Origin of the sequence: Streptomyces sp. NPDC002825 (assembly GCF_040295385.1) — a bacterium.
Taxonomy (GTDB): Bacteria; Actinomycetota; Actinomycetes; order Streptomycetales; family Streptomycetaceae; genus Streptomyces.
Window position 1 is genome coordinate 239227 of the sequence record NZ_JBEOVH010000005.1, and the last position, 22261, is coordinate 261487.

At 72.7% G+C, this 22261-nt stretch carries 21 protein-coding genes; 10 read left to right on the top strand and 11 right to left on the bottom strand.

Annotated elements, in window-relative coordinates; all coding sequences use genetic code 11:
• Positions 1 to 95 precede the first annotated feature (95 nt).
• A complete protein-coding gene (locus tag ABT041_RS09600) occupies positions 96 to 857 on the top strand; it encodes an ATP-binding protein (protein ID WP_351181684.1) in 762 nt (253 codons plus the stop codon).
• 11 nt (positions 858 to 868) lie between these two features.
• Here the strand turns inward: ABT041_RS09600 and ABT041_RS09605 are convergent, their stop codons facing one another.
• Positions 869 to 2278 carry an enoyl-CoA hydratase/isomerase family protein gene (locus ABT041_RS09605; RefSeq protein ID WP_351181687.1) on the bottom strand — a complete coding sequence of 470 codons (1410 nt, stop codon included), beginning with the start codon at positions 2276 to 2278 and terminating at the stop codon, positions 869 to 871.
• 832 nt (positions 2279 to 3110) lie between these two features.
• On the opposite strand from ABT041_RS09605, the gene ABT041_RS09610 reads away from it, so the two are divergent.
• Both ABT041_RS09610 and ABT041_RS09615 read left to right on the top strand, forming a co-directional pair.
• The gene (locus tag ABT041_RS09610; protein ID WP_351181981.1) at positions 3111 to 4598 is read left to right on the top strand and encodes an FUSC family protein; all 1488 of its coding nucleotides are present in this window, start codon (positions 3111 to 3113) and stop codon (positions 4596 to 4598) included.
• A 179-nt stretch (positions 4599 to 4777) separates the two neighbouring features.
• Complete coding sequence (locus ABT041_RS09615) at positions 4778 to 5833, top strand: lactonase family protein (RefSeq protein ID WP_351181690.1); 1056 nt, start codon at positions 4778 to 4780, stop codon at positions 5831 to 5833.
• A gap of 59 nt (positions 5834 to 5892) precedes the next feature.
• Here ABT041_RS09615 and ABT041_RS09620 read toward each other — a convergent pair whose 3' ends face one another.
• Together ABT041_RS09620 and ABT041_RS09625 are read right to left on the bottom strand one after the other, a co-directional pair.
• The gene (locus tag ABT041_RS09620) at positions 5893 to 6816 is read right to left on the bottom strand and encodes a sirohydrochlorin chelatase (RefSeq protein ID WP_351181693.1); all 924 of its coding nucleotides are present in this window, start codon (positions 6814 to 6816) and stop codon (positions 5893 to 5895) included.
• A 178-nt stretch (positions 6817 to 6994) separates the two neighbouring features.
• A complete protein-coding gene (locus ABT041_RS09625; RefSeq protein ID WP_351181696.1) occupies positions 6995 to 7990 on the bottom strand; it encodes an N-acetylglucosamine kinase in 996 nt (331 codons plus the stop codon).
• An 88-nt stretch (positions 7991 to 8078) separates the two neighbouring features.
• Between ABT041_RS09625 and ABT041_RS09630 the strand changes: the two genes are divergently transcribed.
• Positions 8079 to 8756 (top strand): uracil-DNA glycosylase, encoded by a 678-nt coding sequence (locus tag ABT041_RS09630; RefSeq protein WP_189803921.1) that lies wholly within the window; start codon positions 8079 to 8081, stop codon positions 8754 to 8756.
• A gap of 41 nt (positions 8757 to 8797) precedes the next feature.
• Here ABT041_RS09630 and ABT041_RS09635 read toward each other — a convergent pair whose 3' ends face one another.
• The 3 genes from ABT041_RS09635 to ABT041_RS09645 form a co-directional block, all read right to left on the bottom strand.
• Positions 8798 to 9340, bottom strand: coding sequence for an RICIN domain-containing protein (locus ABT041_RS09635; RefSeq protein WP_351181700.1), 543 nt, complete (start codon positions 9338 to 9340; stop codon positions 8798 to 8800).
• Between the two features lie 127 nt (positions 9341 to 9467).
• The gene (locus ABT041_RS09640; RefSeq protein WP_351181703.1) at positions 9468 to 10550 is read right to left on the bottom strand and encodes a WD40/YVTN/BNR-like repeat-containing protein; all 1083 of its coding nucleotides are present in this window, start codon (positions 10548 to 10550) and stop codon (positions 9468 to 9470) included.
• Between the two features lie 271 nt (positions 10551 to 10821).
• On the bottom strand, positions 10822 to 11901 hold the full coding sequence (locus ABT041_RS09645) for an NADH:flavin oxidoreductase/NADH oxidase (protein ID WP_351181706.1): 1080 nt from the start codon (positions 11899 to 11901) through the stop codon (positions 10822 to 10824).
• 123 nt (positions 11902 to 12024) lie between these two features.
• On the opposite strand from ABT041_RS09645, the gene ABT041_RS09650 reads away from it, so the two are divergent.
• Positions 12025 to 12378, top strand: coding sequence for an ArsR/SmtB family transcription factor (locus tag ABT041_RS09650; protein ID WP_351181709.1), 354 nt, complete (start codon positions 12025 to 12027; stop codon positions 12376 to 12378).
• A 55-nt stretch (positions 12379 to 12433) separates the two neighbouring features.
• Here the strand turns inward: ABT041_RS09650 and ABT041_RS09655 are convergent, their stop codons facing one another.
• Positions 12434 to 13081: a DUF305 domain-containing protein gene (locus ABT041_RS09655; protein WP_502976419.1), complete on the bottom strand. Its 648-nt coding sequence runs from the start codon at positions 13079 to 13081 to the stop codon at positions 12434 to 12436.
• Positions 13082 to 13259: 178 nt separating this feature from the next.
• On the opposite strand from ABT041_RS09655, the gene ABT041_RS09660 reads away from it, so the two are divergent.
• The gene (locus ABT041_RS09660; RefSeq protein WP_351181715.1) at positions 13260 to 14795 is read left to right on the top strand and encodes an LVIVD repeat-containing protein; all 1536 of its coding nucleotides are present in this window, start codon (positions 13260 to 13262) and stop codon (positions 14793 to 14795) included.
• A 24-nt stretch (positions 14796 to 14819) separates the two neighbouring features.
• Here ABT041_RS09660 and ABT041_RS09665 read toward each other — a convergent pair whose 3' ends face one another.
• From ABT041_RS09665 to ABT041_RS09680, 4 genes are all read right to left on the bottom strand, one after another.
• Positions 14820 to 15440 carry a TetR/AcrR family transcriptional regulator gene (locus tag ABT041_RS09665; protein ID WP_351181718.1) on the bottom strand — a complete coding sequence of 207 codons (621 nt, stop codon included), beginning with the start codon at positions 15438 to 15440 and terminating at the stop codon, positions 14820 to 14822.
• A 129-nt stretch (positions 15441 to 15569) separates the two neighbouring features.
• On the bottom strand, positions 15570 to 16253 hold the full coding sequence (locus tag ABT041_RS09670; protein WP_351181721.1) for a phosphatase PAP2 family protein: 684 nt from the start codon (positions 16251 to 16253) through the stop codon (positions 15570 to 15572).
• A 93-nt stretch (positions 16254 to 16346) separates the two neighbouring features.
• The gene (locus ABT041_RS09675; protein ID WP_351181724.1) at positions 16347 to 17282 is read right to left on the bottom strand and encodes a M56 family metallopeptidase; all 936 of its coding nucleotides are present in this window, start codon (positions 17280 to 17282) and stop codon (positions 16347 to 16349) included.
• Between the two features lie 226 nt (positions 17283 to 17508).
• Positions 17509 to 18069 (bottom strand): DUF5134 domain-containing protein, encoded by a 561-nt coding sequence (locus ABT041_RS09680; protein WP_351181727.1) that lies wholly within the window; start codon positions 18067 to 18069, stop codon positions 17509 to 17511.
• A 172-nt stretch (positions 18070 to 18241) separates the two neighbouring features.
• On the opposite strand from ABT041_RS09680, the gene ABT041_RS09685 reads away from it, so the two are divergent.
• From ABT041_RS09685 to ABT041_RS09700, 4 genes are all read left to right on the top strand, one after another.
• Positions 18242 to 18793, top strand: a complete 552-nt coding sequence (locus tag ABT041_RS09685) for a GNAT family N-acetyltransferase (protein WP_351181730.1) — start codon at positions 18242 to 18244, stop codon at positions 18791 to 18793.
• Positions 18794 to 18952: 159 nt separating this feature from the next.
• Entirely contained in the window at positions 18953 to 20359 is a 1407-nt protein-coding gene (locus ABT041_RS09690; protein ID WP_351181733.1) for a DUF6421 family protein, read from the top strand.
• Between the two features lie 35 nt (positions 20360 to 20394).
• Positions 20395 to 21156 carry an SDR family NAD(P)-dependent oxidoreductase gene (locus ABT041_RS09695; protein ID WP_351181984.1) on the top strand — a complete coding sequence of 254 codons (762 nt, stop codon included), beginning with the start codon at positions 20395 to 20397 and terminating at the stop codon, positions 21154 to 21156.
• The gene (locus tag ABT041_RS09700) at positions 21153 to 22232 is read left to right on the top strand and encodes a threonine aldolase family protein (protein WP_351181736.1); all 1080 of its coding nucleotides are present in this window, start codon (positions 21153 to 21155) and stop codon (positions 22230 to 22232) included. Before ABT041_RS09695 ends, ABT041_RS09700 begins: the two co-directional genes overlap by 4 nt.
• Positions 22233 to 22261: the final 29 nt, after the last annotated feature.

Here is a 22261-nt window from a genome sequence, read left to right on the forward strand (position 1 = left end):
CTTCCGAGACTGTGTCCGCCGCGTCGTCACCTGCTGCGGGCGCCCCCGAGACCGTGTCTGCCCCGTCGCCACTCCCTGCGGGCGCCCCCGAGACCGTGTCCGCCGCGCCCGTCGACCCCCACCCCACCGCCGGTTGCACCATCGCCGTCCACGACCCCGTCGACGGACGGCTCGACATCGCGCGCGCCGGTTCCTCGCTGCTCGTCGTCGTCCATCCCGACGGGTCCGCGGACACCCGGCCGCTCGACGACGGGCCCCTCCTGGGCGGGGAAGGACCGCCGTTCGCCTGTGAGACGCTCTTCCTGCCCGAGGGCAGCACCCTCTGCCTGGCCTCCGCCGGCGAAGGGCCCCGGACGGAGGAGCTCATGGCGGCCCTCGCCCACCCTGAGCGAGACCCGGAGGCGATGGCCGACGACGTGGAACGCCTCCTCGCCCCCGACCGGGTCCTCCTCCTCGCCCGCACGCGCCATCTCCCGCCGGGCGAACTCGCCGAGTGGGAGGTCCCGTTCGACCTGTCCGCCGTGGCCACCGCGCGGGCCCACGTCGAGGACCGGCTCAGGAGCTGGAAACACCCCGCGGACCCGTTCACGGTGACGCTCGTCGTCAGCGAACTCGTCACCAACGCCCTTCGCTACGGCGCCGCCCCGGTCACCCTCCGTCTCATCGCCGAGGGCCCGTCCCTCACCTGCGAGGTGACCGACGCCGGACAGGCCGCACCCCACCTCCGCCACGCCAAGGCCGTCGACGAGGGCGGGCGCGGCCTGCTGATCTGTGCCTCCCTCGCGGACAACTGGGGCGTGCGGTACACGGACGAGGGCAAGACCGTCTGGGCGGAAGTGTCCGGGGACGGCGCCTGACAACCGTCGGCTCAGTCCTTCCCGGCCCCTCCCGGCCGAGCCGTCTCCGACGCGCCGCCCGGCCGCCGGTTCATCCAGGTGCGCTCCAACTTGGCCACCACGTCCGGGCTGTGCATCCGGGCCGACTGCTCCAGCGCGTACCGGCTCATGTACGTGCGGAAGAGGTCGTCGGACTCCTCGGCCAGGTGCAGCATGCGGCGGTTGGCGGGCACCGCGGGGTCGGCGAGACGCTCGGCCGAGGCCGCCACCGCCCCGTCGACCGCGTCCGGCGCGACGACCTCGTCGCACAGCTCCCGGGCCTCGGGGCCGGTGGCCGCGACCTTCTCGCCGAAGAAGATCAGCCGCTCCGCCATGCGCCGACCCACGACACGGCCGAGCCGCAGGTTCGCCGCGCCCGGGATGATGCCCTCCGCGAGCGCGGGCAGGGAGAAGTAGGCGTCGCTCCCGGCGACGACCCGGTCGAGGACCAGCGCCACCTGGGTGGCGCCACCGATGGCGAAGGTGTCGATCGCACCCACCCACGGCTTGCCGCCCCGGGGGTGGAGCAGGTCGTCCGCCGGGTCGTGGCGCAGGCCGTGGATCAGCTTGCGGATGTACCCGAGCTCGCGGCGGAGCATGAAGTCGACGAACGATATCTGCCCGGTGTAGAGGTGGGTGAGGTTGATGCCGGCGCCGAAGGCGCGCCGACCGCTGTACCGGGGATGGGACAGGACGCTGCCGCGCAGCACGCCGACCGACACCGCGTCGTCGAGAAGGGCGAGGTCGACGGCGGTCTCCAGGGCCTCGACCACCGCGTCGTCCTCGGCGTTGAGGACGTCCTGGTTGCAGATGGTCACTTCGGCGACGAAGCCGTCGCGGCGGACCACCGCCCGGCCGAGGTCCACGCGGCCGCTCCTCCGGAATTCCGGGAGCAGGTCGAGCGCGCGGGGAGTGGGTGCCAGCATCGACCTCAGGAGGTGCTCGCCGGTCTCCCGACCGTCGAGAAGGTGCGCGAAGAGGATTCCCTGGTCGACCTCCCCGTCCGATTTCTCGGCCTGCGGCAGCTTGCGGTCGGCGGATATCTGGGCGCGGGTGGGGACGAGGCCGGGGTACGCGTCCGCCGCGGCGAACGCCAGTTCGTCCAGGCGGATCCGGTGCTTGCGGCCTTCGGTGAGCTCGTCGTAGAGGTGCCCGGCGTGCAGCGTGAGGAACCGGTGCCGGGCGTGCCGCGCGGCCCGCTCGACCCGGTCCGCGTCGCCGTGCTCGGCGGCGGAGCGATCGGCTCGGGGCGGTAGCGCCGCGAGCACTTCGGCGCAGCCTTCGGCGTAGCTGCTCAGCAGGCGCGCGTCCGCGGCGGCGCCACCGCGGAACGACGGGGGCGCGGGCAGTCGGCTGTCCACCGCGCCCGACAGCTGCGCCGCCTCCGGCGATCGGGTTGACACGGCTGTGTCCATACCGGGTTGTCTCCTCATCCTTGTCGTCGTGGCGAGATGGTCCTCGCGTCTGTCACGCACGCTCGGCGGTCGGCCGGCAGCGGCGGGCGAGCTCGGCGAACAGCCGCCGGACGCGTCGTAGAGCGCGCGGTGAGCGCCGGGTCCCCGCCGGACGCCCAACTCCCCGTCCGCGTACGCCTGTCAGCCTTTCACGAGCGAGGGCGCCGCCACCGGATCTTCGTCAGTCGCGAGGTCTCGCCAGGGGTGCCGGTACGGCGCACCCGGCCGAGGACTTTCGAAGGCCCGCCGACCGAGGCCGGTTCGCGCCGTCCTGTCCCGCACCCGCCGAAGGGCCGGTACGGCGCACCCGGCCGAGGACTTTCGAAGGCCCGCCGACCGAGGCCGGTTCGCGCCGTCCTGTCCCGCACCCGCCGAGGCCGTCGTCCGGGCGGTGCAGCCGCGCCGTCTCCTGAGCCCTGTGCCGGAGGCATGGACGCCACGACGCCTCCGCGCCGCCCGGGCCAGGCGGACCTCCGCACCGCCGCGGACGTGATCACGAGGTCCACGGCATGGGCCAATGGCTCCGTCCGGTCACCCGTTCCGCCCTCGCAGTGGGCCAATGGCCCACCGATCCGTGGGCGAGTTGAGCCGCTGTACCCCTTTCGGTCTATCCTTGCAGCCATCACACATCTTCGGCGCCGCGCAGCGCCGTCCGGCGACGAGGCCGGACCGGCCCGCGGTGCTTTCGTCGTGTCCGAGCCCCCACCACCCCAGGGGAACCTCGCGCGCGACGAGGAACAGATCAAGGGGGGCGGGATTGGCCGCCGTGCACAAGTACTTCATGGTCCCGGACCCGGGGCTCGTCCGACTCAGGGTCGCGCTGCGTGCCGTCCTGGGCGTCGGACTCGCCGTCGCCCTGGCCGAGCTCCTGGGTCTGTCCCTCGTCGCGTCCATCACCGCCGGTCTCGCCGCGCTGCTCGCCCTCTTCACGGTCGGTGACCCGACGGTACGCCGTCAGGTCGTCACCACCGCCCTCCTGCCGACGGTCGGCTTCCCCGTGCTCGCCCTCGCGGCCCTCCTGCACGACGTGCCGCTCCTGCGCGACGCGACCTGGCTGCTCGTGATCTTCGCCGGCGTGTACGCGCGCCGCTGGGGCCCCCGCGGCCACGCGCTCGGCATCTTCGCCTTCATGCAGTTCTTCGTGACCCAGTTCCTGCACGCCCTCCCCGCCCAGCTGCCCCAGCTGTACGCGGCCACCGGCATCGCCCTGGCCGCGGCCGGGACCGTGCGCTTCGTGCTGTGGCCCATCGAGCGCCGGGTCCCGCCGCCGGCCGTGCCCGCCGCCCTGCCCGGGACGGGACTCGCCCGGGCCACCACCCGCCAGGCCGTCCAGGTCGCCGTCGCCTCCGGGGCGGCCCTAGTCATCGGCCAGCTGCTCTCGGAGGCCCGCTGGTACTGGGCCGTCGGCACCGTCTGGTGGATCTTCGTCAACACCTCCTCGCGGGGCGAGACGCTCGTACGGGGCTTCCGTCGCGTCCTCGGCACCGTCACCGGCATCGCCGCCGGATTCCTCGTCGCCGTCCCGCTCGGCGGCGCGCCCGTCGCCACCGCGCTCCTCGTCGCGGTCTGCGTCTTCGGCATCTTCTACACCGCCGCCGTCTCCTACAGCTGGATGATCCTCGCCGTCACCGTGATGGCCAGCCTGCTGTACGGGCTCCTGGGCGTCCTGGACGGCGCGCTGCTCCTCCTGCGCGTGTCCGAGACCGGCGTCGGCGCCGCGTGCGCCGGCCTCGCCGTGACGCTGGTCCTCCCCGTGCGGACGCACACGACGAACGACGCGTGGATCCAGCGAGCGCTCCTCTGCGTCCGGTCCGCCACCTCGGCCTCCGTACGGCGCCTCGCCGGCGAGGAAGCCGCCGACCCGACGCCGCACGCCGCCGAGCTGGAGGCGCTTCTCGGGCGCGTACGGCTCTCGCTGGCTCCGCTGGTGCACCCGCTGACCCCCTTCAGGGGGAGGAAGCAGCGCGCCCGTCGCGTCCTCGGCCTCCTCGACGAAGCGGCCCGGGAGGTACGGGGCCTGGTCTCCGTCGCCGCCGACCCGGACGCCGGCCACGACGCCCGCCTGGCGGCGGCGTGCTGGCGCGTCGAGGCGGCCGTGGAGCGCCTGACCTCGCCGGCCGCCGGTCACGGCACCGACCACGAGGCGCCGGCCCCCACCCCGGCCGTGGATCACGCCGCGCTCGGCCACGTCAGTGGCCTGGAGAAGCTCCTCGCCGCCCTGGACGAACCGCTCCGCACGCCGCCCGGCTCCCTGCTCGTCCGTTCCTGAGGCGCGAAGGGCCACCGGACGTGAGCCTCAGTCCCTGAGGCACGGAGGCTCACGGGCGGAGACCCACCGCCGCCCTCGACCGCCCGTGCTCCCCGCTTTGGTCTAGACCGCCTGCTACCGTCGCCCGAGGAGGCGACGGCCGGTCGAACCCCGACCGGCCCGGGGACAGGGGAGGCGCGATGGGCGGCACAGGGACGGATCAGGGCCTGAACGGAGTACGGGCCTACATCGGCTCCTTCACCTCGGCGGGCGGCCGCGGCGTCCTCGCCGCGGACTGGGACCGCGAGACCGGCGCCCTGACCGTCACCGGCGCCAGTGACGCCGTCGCCGACCCCTCCTTCCTCGCCCTCGCCGGCCCCGTCCTCCACGCCGTCTCCGAGACCGACGCGGGCGCCGTCGCCGCCTTCGACGTCACCGGACCCACGCCACGGCCGCTCGGCGCCCCCGTACCCGCCGACGGCGCCGGCCCCACCCACCTGGCCCTGGCCGCCGGACACCTCCTCACCGCCAACTACACCTCCGGCAGCGTCACCGCCCTGCCCCTGGCCGAGGACGGCACCGCCCGCCCCGCCACCACGGTCCTGCGGCACGAGGGCAGCGGCCCCGTCGCCGACCGCCAGAGCTCCCCGCACGCCCACCAGGTGCTCCCCGACCCCAGCGGGAACTGGGTCGTCAGCGTGGACCTCGGCACCGACTCCGTGCGGATCTGCGCCCTCGACCCCGCGACCGGGAGGCTCACCCTCCACGGCGAGACCAGGCTGCGCCCCGGCACCGGACCCCGCCACCTCGCCTTCCACCCCGACGGCGCGCACGCGTACGTCCTGAACGAACTGGAGCCCACCCTCACCGTCTGCCGCTGGGACGCGGCCGAGGGCGTGCTCGAACCGCTCGCCGAGACCCCCGTCGTCCCCGAGGGCACCACCGGCCCGAGCTACCCCTCCGAGGTGGTCGTCGCCCCCGACGGCCGCTTCCTCTGGGCCGCCGTGCGCGGCGACGACACCCTCGCCGTGCTCGCCCTCGACACGGACGGGGCGGAGGCCCGGCTCGTCGCCACCGTGCCCTGCGGCGGCACCTGGCCCCGCGACCTCACCCTCGATCCCTCCGGCAGCCGCCTGTACGCGGCGAACGAGCGCTCGGGTGACGTCACCTGGTTCACCCTCGACCCCGACACGGGCATCCCGTCCCGCGCGGGCGCGATCGAGGCCCCCGCGGCCTCCTGCGTGATCTTCGGTTGAAACCGGACACGACGAAGGGCCCGCACCGGACGCATCCGGAGCGGGCCCTTCCGTACGCGTCAGAGCGAGGGCGCGCCCTGCGGCTGCTGCGGCGGAATGCCCAGCGCGGCCATGTACTGCGAGAGCACCAGCTTGCCGATGGCCGGGTAGGCGCCCAGCGGTTCGGCGGCGGCGCACCCGGCCTCCTTCGACGCCTCGTCGAGGAGACCCTCGGCCAGCTCGGGGCCGATCAGGTACGGCGCGAGGGCCAGCTGCTCCGCACCGGCGGCGCGCAGCTGCTCGGCCACGGAGGCGATGGAACCCTCCTGGTCGAGCGCGGCGGCCATCACCGGGACGGCGAGGCGCGCGGCCAGCAGCATGCCGGTGATGCCGGCGGCCTGCACGGCCTCCTCGCCACCGACCGTCGCCAGGATGATGCCGTCGGCGGCCGTCGCGACCGTGAACAGGCGGGCGCGGTCGGCGCGGGCCAGACCGGCCTCGGAGAGACGCACGTGCAGCGCCTCGGCGAGCAGCGGGTGCGGACCGAGGACGTCGGTCAGCTCCGCGGTGTTGCCGCCGTCCATCAGCGCCTGGCGGACCTGGCGCATCTGCGCGCTGTCCGGGCCCGCGAGCAGCGGGACGACGACCGCGGCCGGGCCCGTCGGGGCGGTGGCCTCACGGCCGGCGGCCAGGGCCAGCTCGTACCGCTCGGTGCGCAGCGTCGCGGCCGCCGTCAGGACGTTCGCGAGCGAGGGGTACTCGGTGTCGTCGCCCTCCAGGAAGCCGATCGCGGCCTCGAGGCCGGGCAGCTCGGAACGGGCGATGCTCACGACCTCTTCGGCCAGCGAGCGTATGGCGGCGGACGGAGCGCCCGGCACGGCGAGCACCAGTGCGGGAGCGCCCTCGGGCGCCGCCGCGGGTTCGGGGCGACGGTGCCGCCCGGACTGGCGGGGTCGAGGCATTCGTACAGGCAGGCCGGAAGCAGGCCCAGTGGGGGAGCTCATGGCGCCGCATGCTACTGGTTTCGTGTACCGCGCCGTTGGCTGAGGTGCGGTCACGCGCCTTCCGTCCCTGTATGTCCGCTCTAGGAGCAGGCTCCCGTTCCGCTTCCCTCCCCACGCCGCCTCGCCCTGGCCCGCTCCCACCCTCGCCGACCCTCTCCCACCTGGGCGGACAACCGCTCTAGGCGAGCCCGGCGTCGAACACTCGGAGGAGTGAGGCGTCCTCCGGCAGGCGCAGGGTGCCGGAGGCGACGGCGGAGGCGAGGGCGACGGCCCCGGCGAGCGGATCTCCGGCCGACTCCACCGGCCGCGCCTGCGGCAGCAGCTCTCCGAGTGCGTCCCGTACGGGTACGAGGAGGGGCTCGCCCATCTTGAAGAGCCCGCCGGTGAGGGCCACCCGGGCCCCGGGCTCCGCCGGGCAGGCGGCCTCGGCGGCCTCGGCGATGTGCGCTCCGGCTCGCGCGAGGATGCCGGCGGCCACGGGATCCGTAGCGGCGCTCCGGCCCACCTCGGGGGCGAAGGAGGCGAGCACGGCGGGCCGGTCCGTACGCGGGTAGAGCACCCCCGGCAGTCCGGCCGCCGGCCCGAAGAGCTTCTCGGCCCGGGCCAGCAGCGCCGCCGACCCCCCGCGCCGCCCGTCGTGCGCGCGCATCGCCGCCTCCAGTCCCGCCCGGCCGATCCAGGCACCGCTGCCGCAGTCACCGAGCAGATGCCCCCAGCCGTCGGCCCGGCGCCAGGACGTCAGATCCGTGCCGAGCGCGATCAGCCCCGTACCGCCCGCGACGACGACACCCGGCCGCTGCCCGAGCGCCCCGGCGTACGCGGTGACGGCGTCGGCCGCGAGGACACTCCGGCGCACCCCCCAGGCCTCCGCGAACGCGCCCGGGAGCTCGGCCCGCAACTCGCCCCCGAGGGTCGCCATTCCGGCGGCGCCCACGCCCACGGCGAGCACCGGCCGCGCCCCGACCCGATCCCGCAGGGCGGCCACGGCGGGCAGCACCTGCTCCAGAAAATGCCCGGCGGAGATCCCACCGCCCCCGGTCCGCACCGGTTCGCGCGAGGAGACGGTCTCGAGGACCGTGCCGCTCACGGCTTCGGCCAGGGCGACCCGGAGCCCCGAGCCTCCGGAGTCGACGCCGACGACGAGGCCCTCGGAGGGTTCGTTCACGGAGACCACGGTGCACCATCCTCGAAGACGTGCGCGGGAGCGGGCGGAGATCCGGGCCGGACCCCGTTGTCACTCTAGGCCGGTAGAGTGACGGACCGTGACAGCGCGACCCTTGAACGAACTGGTGGAGCCCGGCTGGGCGGAGGCCTTGAGTCCCGTCGCGGGGCGTGTCGCCGCGATGGGTGACTTCCTGCGGGCGGAGATCGCCGCGGGCCGGACGTACCTGCCCTCCGGGCCGAACGTGCTGCGGGCCTTTCAGCAGCCCTTCGACGAGGTGCGGGTCCTGATCGTGGGTCAGGATCCCTACCACACGCCGGGGATGCCCATGGGGCTCAGCTTCTCGGTCGCGCCCGAGGTCCGCTCGCTGCCTCCGAGCCTGGAGAACATCTTCCGGGAGCTGCACACCGACCTCGGTCTGCCCCGGCCGTCGAACGGTGATCTGACGCCGTGGACCCGGCAGGGCGTCCTGCTGCTCAACAGGGCGCTGACCACGGCCCCGCGCAAGGCGGGCGCCCACCGGGGCAAGGGCTGGGAAGAGGTCACCGAGCAGGCGATCCGTGCGCTGGCCGCCCGCGGCAAGCCCCTGGTGTCGATCCTCTGGGGCAGCGACGCCCGCAGGGCCCGGCCGCTCCTCGGGAACCTGCCGGCGGTCGAGTCCGCGCACCCGTCCCCGATGTCGGCGGACCGGGGCTTCTTCGGCTCGCGGCCGTTCAGCCGGGCGAACGAGATGCTCCTCGGCATGGGCGCCCAGCCGGTGGACTGGCGCCTGCCCTGAGCCGGGAGGGGCGCCGGACGGGCCGGCGCCCCCGCGGCCGCTTACGCGAATTCGAAGTTGAACGACTGGTTGGCGCCGCCGGTGCAGCTCCACAGGCGCGCCGGGGCACCCGCGCTCAGGCTCCAGTCGGCGATCTCCAGACACTTGCTGGCGGCGTACTCGAACGACGGGTAGATGAGCCCCGAGTTGCCGTACCAGGTCTGGTTGGCGCCGTAATGGCAGTCCCACTGGTCGGCCACGGCGCCGTCGTAGGTGGCCCAGTCACGGATCTCCAGGCACTTGCCGCTGTTCACGTTCACGTACCAGTACGGGCCGGTCGAGGAGCCCGTCATGTAGTACTTGCGCCACTTCTGGTTGGGGCCGTCGTGGCACGGCCACTGGCGGACCGCCGCGCCGTTTTCCTTGCTCCAGTCGGCCACCTCCAGGCACATGTCGGGGGCGTGCCGCGGGTGGATCTTGAACGTGAAGTCGTAGGTGCGCGATTCGGCCTGGGCCGGGGCGGCGGTGACGCCGAAGACGAGGCCGAGGACGGCCGCGAGCACCAGCAGGGCGCGGCGGGCGTCGGAGAACAGGCTGAGCTTCATGGTCCTCTGCAATCAGGGAGGCCCCGACCGACGGCCGGGAGGGCGGCCCCATGATCGCATGTCCGTGCGAGTGAACTCCCCTTTCCGTACGGCTATTTGACGTGACCCGACGGAATCTCTCATTCCGTCAGATCATCGCCGCCCGTACGCACAGCACGTCCGGCAGATGCTTCGCCAGCAGCTGCCAGCTGTCCCCGTCGTCCGCGCTCGCGTACAGCTCGCCGTTCCGGTTGCCGAAGTAGACGCCCGCCGGGTCCGCGTCGTCCGTGCACAGCGCGTCCCGCAGCACCGTGCCGTAGTGGTCGCCCTCGGGCAGGCCCCGGGAGAGCGGCTCCCAGGTCTCGCCCGCGTCCGTCGTGCGGTAGACGCGGCAGCGGTGGCCCGCCGGCACGCGGTCGGAGTCGGCGGTGATCGGGAAGACGTAGGCGGTGTCGGGGCGGTGCGGGTGCGCGGCGATCGCGAACCCGAAGTCGGAGGGGAGCCCCGAGCCGATGTCGGTCCAGCTCGCGCCCGCGTCGTCGCTGCGGAAGACCCCCCAGTGGTTCTGGAGGTAGAGCCGGTCCCGGTCGCGCGCGTCCTGGGCGATCTTGTGGACGCACTGCCCGAACTCGGGGTTCGGGTCGGGCAGGAAGACGGCGGACACCCCTTGGTTCGAGGGCGCCCACGCGGCGCCGCCGTCCCGCGAGCGGAACACCCCCGCGGTCGACACGGCGACCGTCAGGGCGTGCGGGTCGCGTGGGTCGGTGACGACGGTGTGCACGGCCTCGCCGCCTCCGCCGGGCACCCACTTCGAGCGCGTCGGGTGCTCCCACAGCGGGCGGACGAGCTCGAAGGACTCGCCGCCGTCCGCCGACCGGAAGAGCGCGGCCGGCTCCGTCCCCGCGTACACGACGTCGGGGGAGTGCTCAGGGGCCGGGTGCAACTGCCAGACCCGCTCCAGGGAGGCCCCGGTGTCCTCGGGGAACTTCACGGCCGGCCGGGCCGGTTCGGTCCAGCTCTTGCCGAGGTCGTCGGAGTGGAAGACGGAGGGGCCCCAGTGGGCGCTGTCCCCGCCCACCAGCAGCCGCGGGGACGGCCGTCGCGTGTCGATGGCGACGGAGTACACCGCCTGCGCCGGGAAGGCGGGATCGTCGAACTCCCACCGTCCGTCGTGTCGCCGGCCGATGAAGAGACCCTTGCGGGTGCCTACGGTGAGGAGTACGTCGGGCATGGCTGCCACCTCCAGGACGCCGTTGTCGCGGATACGGGCCAGTCTGCACCCACCCACTGACAACGACCCCCGCAGACACCCCCGGCCCCGGGCCGGACACCGGCGGAGGCCGTCGCGTGCCCCGCCCCTGCGCGGAGCCGCCATGCGCACCGGCGAGGGCCGCGGGGCCGCCTCCCGCCCCTGCGCGGAGCCGCCACTCGCACCGGCGAGGGCGCCGCGGCCCGCCCGGGACGGCTACCCGCACCGGTCAGGGCCGTGGCCCCCGCCCCGGTCAGATCGCCCAGGCGTACTGCGAAGGCGCCGGGGTCGTCGCGCCCAGTTCGCGGGCGGCCCGGCGGGGCCAGGAGGCGTCGCGGAGGAGTTCGCGGCCGAGGAGGACCGCGTCGGCCTCGCCGTTGGCGAGGATCTTCTCGGCCTGGTCGCTCTCGGTGATCAGGCCGACGGCGGCGACCGGCAGTCCGGTCTCCGCCTTCACGCGGGCGGCGAAGGGCACCTGGTAGCCGGGGCCCACCGGGATCCGGGCCGGTCCGCCGTTGCCGCCGCTGGAGACGTCGAGGAGGTCGACGCCGTGCTCGCGCAGCAGCGCGGCGAAGCGTACGGTCTCGTCCACCGTCCAGCCCTGCTCCTCCAGCCAGTCGGTGGCGGAGATCCGGAAGAGCACGGGCAGCTCCTCGGGCCAGACGGCCCGGACGGCGTCGACGATCTCCAGGGCGAGGCGGGTCCGGTTCTCGAAGGAGCCGCCGTACGCGTCCGTGCGGTGGTTGCTGTGCGGGGAGAGGAACTCGCCGATGAGGTAGCCGTGCGCACCGTGCACCTCGACGACCTCGAATCCGGCCGCGAGGGCGCGCCGGGCCGCGTCCGCGAACTGTCCGGTGATCTCCCGGATCCGGTCCACGGTCAGCTCGGTCGGTACGGGGTATCCCTCGGCGAACTCGACCGGGCTGGGGCCGACGGGCTGCCAGCCCTCGCCCGGCTCGACCGGTCCGCGGCCCTCCCAGGGGCGGTTGGTGGAGGCCTTGCGTCCGGCGTGGCCGATCTGGATGCCGGGGACGGTGCCGTGTTCCTTGAGGAATCCGGAGATGCGCCGCAGTCCCTCGATCTGGGTGTCGTTCCAGAGGCCGAGGTCCGCCGGGCTGATGCGGCCCTCGGGGGCGACGGCGGTCGCCTCGACGAGGATCAGCCCGGCGCCGCCCGTGGCGCGGGCCGCGTAGTGAGCGAAGTGCCAGTCGCCGGCGACCCCCGCGTTCGGCCCGCTGGTCTCCGCCGAGTACTGGCACATGGGCGCCATCCAGACCCGGTTGGGCACGGTCACGGACCGCAGGGTGTAGGGCTCGAACAGGGCGACGCTCATGACGGACTCCGTTTCGGGATGCCTCGAAGGTACTCGTACGATACTCGTCGTAGTACGGCACCTGTCAAACTACGAGGTCTCTCGTACAATGGGCCGCATCCCGGATGAAGTGGAGCCGCCGCCATGACGACCACCACCAGCCCGCGCGTCCTCGAACACCCCACGCGCGACCAGATCCGCCTCGAAGAGGTGCTGCACGCCCTCTCCGACGCCGTACGGCTCCGGATCGTGCGGGACATGGCGCGCGAGGGCACCGAACTCAGCTGCTCGTACTTCGACCTCCCGGTCACCAAGTCCACGACCACGCACCACTTCCGGGTGCTCCGCGAGAGCGGCGTGATCCAGCAGATGTACCGGGGCACGGCCAAGCTCAACGCCCTGCGCAGGGAGGACCTCGACGCCCTCTTCCCCGGCCTCCTCGACTCCGTCCTCGGCGCCGCCGGCGCCCAGGCCGAGCGCGAGGGGGAGGAGGCCTGAGGGCCGCCGCCCCGAGCAGGGGTCACGCCGGTGGCCCCACACGTGAAGCCCCCGACTACAGGGAGCGCATCCGGTTGATCTCCGAGGTCTGCTGGGCGATCACGTCGTTCGCCATCTCCTCCACGAGGACGTTGTTCCCCTGGCTCAGCACCTCGGCCGCCATCGTCACGGCCCCCTCGTGGTGCGCGATCATCAGCTTCAGGAAGAGCTCGTCGAAGGCCTTCCCCTTCGCGCTCCGCAACCGTGTCAGCTGGTCCTCGGTCGCCATGCCCGGCATCGAGTGATGGTCGTGCGCGCCCTGTTCGCGCGGACCGCCGTTGTTTTTCAGCCAACCTTCCATCGCGTCGATCTCCGGCCGCTGCGCCGCCGCGATCCGCTCGGCGACCTTCCTCACCTGCGGCGAGGACGCCCGCTGCGGGGCCAGCGCCGTCATCGTCAGGGCCTGCTCGTGGTGCACGATCATCATCTGCACGTACGTGAAGTCCGCCCCGTTCGGGCTCTCGTCGGGGAGCAGCCGGGCCGCCTCCTCGGGGGATATCCGCCGGGCCGGTTCACCGGGCTTCCCCGGTGCCACCACCGCGGGCCCCGTCGACGCTCCGGCCTGCGGCGCGCCCTTGTCGGGGCCCGACTCGCAGGCGCCCAGGGCGAGTACGGCGACGGCGGACAGGGCCGCGGCGACGACGGCACGCTGACGGCGGATCAACAACGCGACCTCCAGGTGTTCTTGTCGGGTGGTGACCGTTCCTAGCACTTTTCTCCGGGGGACCGATCAAAAACCTTCATTACGTCTGTGTTGCCATCTGTTGAGATGTCCATGGCACGGAAGATACTGCCGGGGTCCAACGCCCGTTCAAAGCTGAACGGAAACCAGGGAGGACGGAGTGACTTCGTTGCGTACCCCGCGTACCACCTCCGACACGCGTGACCCGCGTGCCCGGTTCAGACGTCTGGGTGTGGCATCCGCCGCCGCCGGGCTGCTGGCCACACTTCTCGCGGCCGGCCCCGCGGCCGCCACCCCCGACCCCGGAGACAACGGCCCCGCCCAGGGTGCCGTCTCCTCCCAGCAGCAGGCCGAGGCGCGCGCGGCCATCCAGAGCGGCGAGATACCCGGCGTGGACGAGATCGTCCACAGTGCCAACATCGAGCACCTCGCGAACATCCCCAAGGACGCCCTCAAGAGCCTCAACACGGACCTCGCCTTCCAGGGCAAGTACGCCTTCGCCGGCAACTACGACGGCTTCCGGATCTACGACATCAGCGACCCGAAGGCCCCGAAGACCGTCACGCAGGTGCTCTGCCCGGGCTCGCAGAACGACATCTCCGTCTCCGGGAACCTGCTCTTCCTCTCCACCGACTCCTCCCGCAGCGACAACTCGTGCGCCAGCACGACGCAGCCCGCCTCGGTGAAGGAATCCTGGGAGGGCATGAAGATCTTCGACATCAGCGACATCACCAACCCGAAGTACGTCGCCTCGGTCGAGACCAACTGCGGTTCCCACACCCACACGATCCTGCCCAAGGGCAAGAACGTGTACGTCTACGTCGCCTCCTACTCGCCCAACGTGGCCTTCCCTGACTGCCAGCCCCCGCACGACGGCATCTCCGTCATCAAGGTGCCCCGCAAGGCGCCCCAGCAGGCGGCCGTCGTCAACTTCCCCGTCCTCTTCCCGGGCGAGGGCCCGGACGGCGGCGGCAACCCGGGCGCGCCCACCAACCCGGGCGTCTCCAAGACCACCGGCTGCCACGACATCACCGTGCTGCCGAGCGAGAACCTCGCGGCCGGCGCCTGCATGGGTGACGGCATCCTCCTCGACATCAAGGACCCCGAGCACCCGCGGGTCATCGACCAGGTCCAGGACAACGTCAACTTCGCGTTCTGGCACTCCGCGACCTTCAACCAGAAGGCGAACAAGGTCGTCTTCACCGACGAGCTGGGCGGTGGCGGCGGCGCCACCTGCAACGCCGTCGTCGGCCCGAACAGGGGCGCCGACGGCATCTACGACATCGTCGGGGAGGGCGACCAGCGCAAGCTCGTCTTCCGCAGCTACTTCAAGATCCCGCGCCACCAGGCCGACACCGAGAACTGCGTCGCCCACAACGGCTCGCTGATCCCGGTCAAGGGCAAGGACCTCATGGTCCAGGCCTGGTACCAGGGCGGCGTCTCCGTCTGGGACTTCACCGACTCGGCCGCCCCGAAGGAGATCGCCTACTTCGAGCGCGGCCCGCTGTCCGCCACCACCATCGCGACGGGCGGTTCCTGGTCGGCGTACTACTACAACGGCCACATCTACTCGAACGACATCGCGAAGGGCTTCGACGTCCTGAAGCTCTCCGACCGTCGTACGGACCCGGCGAAGCGGATCCGGATGGACGAGCTCAACGTCCAGAGCCAGCCGGACTACTTCGACGACTTCTAGAACCGCGGCACCGACCGCAACCTGTCATCGCGGCGCGCCGTCGGGCGGACCCCCGTCCGGCGGCGTGCCCGCCTCCCAGTCGAGGCCGTACCGGTGGAACAGCTCCGAGCGCAGGCGCGCGAGCGGCATCGGCGCACCCGGCAGCAGCACCGCCACCACCGCGCCCATCAGCAGGGCGCGCAGCAGCGGATAGTCCGTGTCCACGTCCGCGGAGCCGTACCGCTCGACCGTGTCCCGCAGCAGGAAGGCCAGGCGCTGCTGCTCCTCGCACTGCACGAAACCATCGGCCTGCAGGATCCCCGCCATGTGCGTCCGCATCAGGGTGGGACGCGTCACCGCGAGCCCCAGTATCGCGTCGATCGCGCGGGCGAGACGCTCGCGGCCGTCCTCCGTGCGCGGCTCCCGTTCCAGCGCCTCCTCCAGGGTCAGGTGCATCAGCCGGTGCACCGCCGCCTGGAGCAGCACCCGCTTGCCGGGGAAGTAGTACGAGATCAGCCCCCGCGCCGTACCGGCCCGCTCCGCGATGTCACCGAGCGTCGTCGCCTCGTAGCCATGGGCGTCGACGAGGTCCACGGTGGCCTGGAGAATCCGCTCCCGCGACCGGCGCCGAAGCTCTTCATTGACCGATGGGCTACGCGGGGACATGCTGGACTCCTGCGTTGACTGGCTGCCGGCCAATATACTCGGCGCATCCCGTCGGCATGCCCGTGTGGCATACCGCCGGGGATGCCGTCTGTTCTGGGCGACACGGGGGATCGTCCAGAACAGGCGGCTTCATCGTCTTTCTCCCATTCTGCTCCCGCCGCCTTCGCCCTCGGGGGAGCGGCGAACGGCTCCGCGCCGCTCGCTCCACCGGTACGTGAGCACCGCCGCGGCCACGCAGAGCCAGCCGAGGAGCCAGCCCTCGACCACGTCCGAGGGCCAGTGGACGCCCAGGTAGACCCGGGTCCAGCCGACCCCGAGCACCGAGACGACGGCGACGCCCGCCAGGGTGCCCCAGCCGCGCCACTCCTCGCGCCAGTGCAGGGCGAGCACCCACAGCAGCAGCCCGAAGGTGACGGTCGCCGACATCGCGTGCCCCGACGGGAAGGCCGCGTACCGCGCGGAGTCCACGGCGTCGGTCCAGTACGGACGGTCCCGCCCCACGAGCGCCTTGAGGGCCTGCTGGAGCCCGACGGCCAGCAGGCTCGTCCCGGCCACCCACAGCGCCGCCCGCCGCTCCCGCCGCCACCACAAGAGCACTGCGGTCACGGCGGCCAGGGCACGCATCGTCCAGGGGTCCCACACCCAGTCGGTGAGGACCCGGTTGAGGTGAGTGAACCCGGGGTGGGCGAGCGCGTGGCGGTGGAGCGCCTCGGCGACCGAGCGGTCGAAGGAGAGCAGCGGCTCCCACCCCACGGCGACGAGCACGAGCAGAGTCAGGGCCAGGACCCCGGAGACCAGGGCGGAGGTGCGCATGCGCCGATCCTGCCCGACGATCAGTACCGCACCGCCCTCCGGGCGACCGTCGCGCGTCGCAGCCCGGACAGCACCGGTCGCAGGCACCTGCCGTTATCCCAGCACGCGGAGCGCCGGGACGAAGGCCACGAGGACCGGGATCACGGGCACCAGGGACGCGGCCGCCGTCAGCCGGAGCCGGCGTCCGGCGGTGAGGCGGGGGGCCGCGGTGAGCAGCCGGTCGACCCGCTGCGGAAGGTCGGCGGTATGGGTGGGACCGGGGCCGAACACCCCTCGGTCCTCGTTCAGTTCGACCAGTGCGAGCGCGATCGTCAGCCGCCCGAAGCGGCGCGATGCCACGTCGTCGGCGGCGAGTTCCACCAGGCGGTGCATCTCCTCGCGGAAGGCCGCGAAGACCGGGATCCCCGGGAATCCGGCGGCCAGCGCCCCCGAGGTGTGCAGCAGCCAGTCGTGCCGGGCCCGGGCGTGGCCCTGCTCGTGCGCCAGGACCGCGTCCAGCTGACGTCCCTTCAACCGGCGCAGCGCCGCCGTCGTGATGACCAGCTGGGGTGTCGAGCCCGCCATCCACCAGGCGTCCGCCCGCTCGCCCTCCAGGACGACGAGCCGCTCGCTGCCCGGCTGCTCCCCGGGCAGCAGGGGTGCGCGCACGAGCAGATCGCAGCGCCGCTGCCGGCGCCGGGCGCGGGCCCGGCCGATCTCCCGGCCCAGCATCGCCCCGGACCAGAGCCCGCCGGCCGCGAGGGCCACCGCGAGCACCGCGGACCAGGGTCCGGAGGTGCCGAGCTCGTAGGCGTCGACCACCGCGCGCGGCGCGGGCGCGAAGACCTGCCCCCGTACGGCCTGCCAGGCCGCGGACGCGCTGAAGGTCATGGAGAGCGCGAAGCTCAGCAGTACGGCCGCCACCACGCACTGCCACACCCACAGGGCCACCACGGGTTCTCGCTCGACCCAGTCGGCCCGGGACAGCAGCCGGGGGGCCGCGAGGGCGGTCAGGAGGCCGAGCAGGAACAGCGCGAGGGAGACCCACATGGCGTCAGCCTATGAGCGCGGTACGCGCAGGGGTATGGGCGCGCACGTCAAGTGACGTACGCCACGGTTTGGTTGGCCGGAACGTGCAGGCGTCGGGCCGGATCCCGACAGGGCCGGGCCGGAACGTCCAGGCGTCGGGCCGGATCCCGACAGCGCCGGGCCGGAACGCGCCGGCACCGGCCCGGAGCCCAGCAGTGCGCCGGAACCGGATCCCGGCAGCACCCCCTCACACGGTCACCAGCATCGCGAGCATCGCGAGCGCCATCGAGAGCCGGCAGGCCAGCGTCAGCTCCGGCCGGGTCGCCCAGGCGGGACCCGGGCCGCCGGCGGCCGCGGCCGGCGGGACGAGCCGCGCCCCGGAGCGGAGCACGTACGCCACGTAATAGAGGAGCAGCCCGCCCGTGAGCACGGGTATGCCCCCGGCGGGCCCCGCCGTGTGCACCGCGTGCGCCCCCGCCGCGCCGGGCGCCGCCATCGCCACCGTCATGTAGACCATGGCGAGTGAGCCCACCAGATGGTGCAGATGGTGGCCGCCGCGCCGGACCGCGAGGAGCCCGTGCAGCGCCGCCGCGCCGAACACCGCCCCGTACACCGCCAGGACCCACGGCGGCGGGGTCAGTACCGCGGCGGGCAGCGCCATGGCCGCCATGCCGAAGCCCATCACCGCCTCGCCGCCGGCGGCCTTCCGCTCCTCGCCGGCGCAGGCCCGCATCCGCAGCAGGCAGTACGCGCCCGTCGCCGCGCACAGCGCGACCATCAGCCATCCGGACAGAGCCGGTCCGTGCACGGCACACCTCCCCCTCCATGCCGTCCCCTGCAGAGAGGAATGCCCGCCGCCGGAACGCCGCACGCGGGCGCACGGGCGCGCACAGGTGTACGAGGGGAGCGGAAAGGCGCGCGCGTTAGGCTCGGGACGATCGCGCACGCCGATCGTCAGCGCCTGAGGGGAGCCCCGATACATGGACACCGCCACGTCCCAGGAGACCGGCCGGATCAGCTACCGCGAAGCGGTCCTGGACGACGTCCCCGCCCTCGTCCCGCTCGTCGAGTCGGCCTACCGGGGCGACGCCAGCCGGGGCGGCTGGACCACGGAGGCCGACATCCTCCAGGGGCAGCGCACCGACCCCGAGGGCGTGACCGCGGTCATCACCACCCCCGGCAGCCGGCTCCTGGTCGTGGAGCGGGACGGCGAGCTGGTCGCCTGCTGCCAGCTGGAGCACCGGGGCGAGGCCGCCTACTTCGGCATGTTCGCCGTCCGTCCCGAGCTGCAGGGCGCGGGTCTGGGCAAGCAGATCATCGCGGAGGCCGAGCGCCGGGTGCGCGAGCTGTGGGACGTGCGCGAGATGCACATGACGGTGATCTCCGTGCGCGAGGAGCTGATCGCCTGGTACGAGCGGCGCGGCTACCGGCGCACGGGCCGGACGACCCCGTTCCCGTACGGCGACGAGCGCTTCGGCCTGCCCCAGCGCGACGACCTGGAGTTCGAACTGCTGATCAAGCCCCTCACCTGACGCCTGTACGGCGGAAGCGTGGCCTCGACCCTGACGGACAGGAAAAACTTCTGCCGTCAGGGGGGTCGCGCAGGATAATTTCTTTTGCCTCCCCTTGTGGGAAACACGCGTCGATGGTTACGTTGTCTTGACGCAAGGTTCTCCTGTGGAGGAAGAGGCATGACGGAAATTCTTGTGCAGGACGTGACCGGTGGGGGGATATCCACCGACGCCCGCGTGATCGACCACCCGGCCTGGGCCGAGCTCAAGAATGCCGTGGAGGAGATCCGTCCCTGGCAGAGCGCCGACGGCTCCATCGACTTCGAGGCCGAGGGCGCCCCCGCCCGCGCGCTCGTCGAGCTCGCCGTGGACCGCCTGATCGCGGCCGTCGAGCAGCTCTCCCCGCTCGTCCCGCACGACGGTGCCTACCACCGCGCCCTCGTCGCGGACCTGCGCAAGTGGGTCGAGAGCGGCTTCACCGTCCCGGACTTCCTGGACTCCCTCATGGAGTTCCACCCCGCCGCCGGCCGCGCCGACGGGCTCCAGCACCTCGTGCTCTTCCCGATGTACACGCAGAACGGCAACCTCGACCGCAACTTCGAGGCCGTCGTGCTCCGCATGGTCTGGCCGGAGTGGCTCTCCGAGCTGGAGCGCACCCGCTACGACAACCCGGGCTTCTGCGGAATCACCTTCGAGGACTTCACCGCCGGTTACGACACCAACTCGGCCGTCCTCTTCCCGGAGACCGTCGCCGTCCGCGAGGTCCCCGAGCGCTTCACCTGGGGCGGCATCTTCTGCGACCGCGAGGCCGCGCGCTTCCGCAAGGTCACCGAGGCCGCCGTCGACACCCTCGGCGTCAAGCTGCCCGAGGACATCGCCGTCATGCTCGGCGACCAGAAGCGCTGCGAGCAGGCCTTCGCGCTCTGGGACCTGGTCCACGACCGCGCCCACAGCCGCGGCGACCTGCCCTTCGACCCCTTCATGATCAAGCAGCGCCAGCCGTTCTGGATGTACGGCCTCGAGGAGCTCCGCTGCGACCTCACCGCCTTCAAGGAGGCCGTGAAGCTGGAGGCCGAGGGCAACGCGCACGGCCGCGACGTGCAGTACGCGGTCCTCTTCGACCGCATGTTCCGCTTCCCGCTCACCGGCGACCGCAACCGCAACTACGACGGCCTGGGCGGCCAGCTCCTCTTCGCGTACCTCCACAAGAACGACGTGGTGCGCTGGACGGACAACATCCTCACCATCGACTGGGACCGCGCCCCCGAGGTCACCAACCGCCTCTGCTCCGAGATCGAGACCCTCTACCGCGAGGGCATCGACCGCCCGAAGCTGGTCCACTGGTTCAAGGCGTACGAGTTCGTCTCCACCTACCTCGCCCCGCACCCGGGATCGAAGTGGGCCAAGGGCCCCGACGCCCTCGACCTCTCCCTCCCGCCGCGCAAGCTGGTCGACGACGTGCTTCCGGACGAGTTTCCGCTCAGCATGTTCTTTGAGGCCCTCTCCAAGAAGCTGAAGGGCGTGATCGCCGACACCAAGGGGATCACCGCCGCCGACGTCCCGAGCACCGAGCGGGCCGCCGCGTGAGCGACCTCAACGAGCACACCGAGGAGGCGTCGCCCATGATCTCCAACGGAAACGGCGGACCGCTCGACGGCGCCGTCATCGCCGTCGCCGGCGCGGCCGGCCCCGCGGGCCGCGCCACGCTGCTGCGCCTGGCCGAGGCGGGCGCGACGGTCGTCGCCTCCGACGCGGACCCGGCCCGCCTCGCGGAGGCCGTCGACGCCGCCCGCTACGCCCACGGCGGAGCCAAGGTCATCGGCGACACGGTCGACCTCCTCGACCTGGAAGCCACCCGCGACTGGGCCGCGAAGACCGAGAAGGAGTTCGGCCGGATCGACGGCCTGGTCCACCTCGTCGGCGGCTGGCGCGGCAGCTCCTCCTTCACGGACACCGACCTCAAGGACTGGGACTTCCTGGAGAAGCTCCTCATCCGCACCGTCCAGCACACCTCGCTCGCCTTCCACGACGGGCTGCTGCGGGCCGGCGGACGCGGCCGGTACGCCCTGATCAGCCAGTCCGGCGCGCACAAGCCGGTCGCCAACAACGCCGCGTACAACGCCGGCAAGGCGGCGGCCGAGGCGTGGACCCTGGCCATGGCGGACTCCTTCCGCAAGCTGGGGGGCGACGAAGGCCCGCAGGCGGCTGCTGCCATCCTGGTGATCAAGGCATTGGTGCACGACGCCATGCGCGCCGAACGCCCCAACGCGAAGTTCGCGGGCTTCACCGACGTCAAGGACCTGGCCGAAGAGATCGCCGGGCTCTGGGACAAGCCCGCCCAGGAAGTGAATGGACAGCGTCTGTGGCTGACCCCCAAGCCGTGACCGCGGCACTCGGCCCCAGGACCGACGCACGTCGTCACCACGACCCGTCGGTCCGGGGCTTCGCCAGCGACAACTACGCCGGCGCCCACCCCGAGGTCCTCGCGGCCCTCGCCCTCGCCAACGAAGGCCACCAGGTCGCCTACGGCGAGGACCAGTACACCGATCACCTCCAGCGGATCATGCACAGCCACTTCGGCCCCACCGCCGAGGCGTTCCCGGTCTTCAACGGGACCGGGGCGAACGTGACCGCGCTCCAGGCGCTCACCGACCGCTGGGGCGCCGTGATCTGCGCCGAGACCGCCCACATCAACGTGGACGAGGGCGGCGCGCCGGAGCGGATGGGCGGCCTCAAGCTGCTCACCGTCCCGACCCCGGACGGCAAGCTCACCCCCGAGCTGATCGACCGGCAGGCCTGGGGCTGGGAGGACGAGCACCGGGCCATGCCCCAGGTCGTCTCGATCACCCAGAACACGGAGCTCGGCACCGTCTACACGGTGGACGAGATCCGCGCGATCGTCGAGCACGCCCACTCCAAGGGCATGAAGGTGCACCTCGACGGGGCCCGCATCGCCAACGCGGCCGCCTCGCTCGACGTGCCGATGCGCGCCTTCACCAACGCGGTGGGCGTGGACGTGATCTCGTACGGCGGCACGAAGAACGGCATGCTCTTCGGCGAGGCCGTCGTCGTCCTCAATCCCGACGCGGTCAGCCACATGAAGCACCTGCGCAAGCTGTCCATGCAGCTCGCCTCGAAGATGCGCTTCGTGTCGGTCCAGCTGGAAGCCCTCCTCGCGAAGGACCTGTGGCTGCGCAACGCCCGCCACGCCAACGCGATGGCGCAGCGTCTCGCCGCCGGGGTGCGCGAGGTCGACGGGGTGGAGATCCTCTACCCGGTGCAGGCCAACGCGGTCTTCGCCCGCCTCCCGCAGGAGGTGACCCGTCGCCTGCAGGAACGGTTCCGCTTCTACTTCTGGGACGAGGCCGCCGGCGATGTCCGCTGGATGTGCTCCTTCGACACCACGGAGGACGACGTGGACGCCTTCCTCCAGGCCCTGAAGGAAGAGCTGTCCCGCTAGCCCTGTGTGTATGAATATTCGGCCGGACG